Annotated in this window: 1 protein-coding gene; it reads left to right on the plus strand. The window is 74.0% G+C overall.

What is annotated here, in order from left to right; genetic code table 11:
* Nucleotides 1-89: 89 nt before the first annotated feature.
* On the plus strand, nt 90-1,822 hold a 1,733-nt coding region (gene recN / locus ACFWEP_RS34465; RefSeq protein ID WP_387376218.1), incomplete at its 3' end, for a DNA repair protein RecN.

A 1,822-nucleotide genomic window follows, 5' to 3' on the forward strand; every position in this document is an offset into this window, starting at 1 on the left:
GCCCCGAAGCGCTGGTCCGGGGGCCGTGCGCAGACGCGTGCGGGTGAGTCGCGGCAGGGGTCCGTCGCACGGGGGCGGTGAAACCTCGTATGGTCGTGTCCGTGTTGGAGGAGATGCGGATACGGTCGCTCGGAGTCATCGACGATGCCGTGGTCGAGCTGTCGCCCGGATTCACCGCGGTCACGGGTGAGACCGGAGCGGGCAAGACCATGGTCGTCACGAGCCTCGGGCTGCTGCTCGGCGGACGTGCCGATCCCGCCCTGGTGCGGATCGGCGCCAAGGCCGCGGTGGTCGAAGGACGGATCACGGTCAAGGACGGAGACGCGGTCGCTCTGCGGGCCGAGGAGGCCGGTGCGGAGATCGAGGACGGTGCGCTGCTGATCAGCCGTACCGTCTCGGCGGAGGGCCGCTCACGGGCCCACCTCGGGGGCAGATCCGTGCCCGTCGGGGTCCTCGCCGAACTCGCCGACGAACTGGTCGCCGTGCACGGCCAGACCGACCAGCAGGGACTGCTCAAGCCCGCGCGGCAGCGGCAGGCCCTGGACCGGTACGCGGGCGACGGGGTCGCCGTGCCGCACGAGAAGTACTCGGCCGCCTACCGACGGCTGCGCGCCGTCGTCGTGGAGTTGGACGAGATCACCACCCGGGCCCGGGAGCGGGCCCAGGAGGCGGACCTGCTGCGCTTCGGCCTCGACGAGATCGCGGCCGTCGAACCCCTGCCCGGCGAGGACGCCGAGCTCGCCGCCGAGGCCGAGCGTCTCGGGCACGCCGAGGCACTCTCCTCCGCCGCCGCCCTCGCGCACACCGCGCTGGCCGGCAACCCGGAGGACCAGGAGGTCGTGGACGCCACGACCGTCGTCGCGGCGGCCGGCCGCTCGCTGGACGCCGTGCGCTCCCACGACCCCGCGCTCGCCGCCCTGGCGGACCGCATCGGGGAGATCTCCATCCTGCTCGCCGACGTGTCCGGCGAACTCGCCGGATACGCCGACCAGCTCGACGCGGACCCGCTGCGGCTGGCTTCGGTGGAGGAGCGCCGGGCCGCGCTCACCGCCCTCACCCGCAAGTACGGCGAGGACATCGCCGCCGTGCTGAGCTGGGCCGAGGAGGGCGCCGCACGCCTCACGGAGCTGGAGGGCGACGACGACCGGATCGGTGAACTCACCGGGGAACGCGACGCCCTGCGCACGGAACTCTCGGAACTGGGTCAGGCCCTGACCGACGCCCGTACCGGGGCGGCGGCACGCTTCGCCGCGGCGGTCACCGAGGAGCTGGCCTCCCTCGCCATGCCGCACGCCCGCGTCTCCTTCGCCGTCCGGCAGAACGAGGCGCCCGACGAGGCCTCCGGCATCGACGTGGGCGGCCGCAGTGTCGTCTACGGGCCGTCCGGGGCCGACGAGGTCGAGCTGCTGCTCGCCCCGCATCCCGGAGCCCAGCCCCGGCCGATCGCCCGGGGAGCCTCGGGCGGTGAGCTCTCCCGGGTGATGCTCGCCGTGGAGGTGGTCTTCGCCGGCTCGGATCCGGTGCCCACGTACCTCTTCGACGAGGTCGACGCGGGCGTCGGCGGCAAGGCGGCGGTGGAGGTCGGCCGCCGCCTCGCCAAGCTCGCCAGGACCGCACAGGTCGTCGTCGTGACGCACCTCCCGCAGGTCGCCGCTTTCGCCGACCGCCAGCTGCTGGTCGAGAAGACCGTGGACGGCTCGGTGACCAGCAGCGGGGTCACCGTCCTGGAGGGCGAGGACCGGGTACGCGAACTCTCCCGGATGCTCGCCGGCCAGGAGGACTCGCAGACGGCCCGCGCCCACGCCGAGGAGCTGCTGGCCAC

The organism is Streptomyces sp. NPDC060198 (assembly GCF_042728415.1).
In the GTDB taxonomy this organism is placed as follows: Bacteria; Actinomycetota; Actinomycetes; order Streptomycetales; family Streptomycetaceae; genus Streptomyces.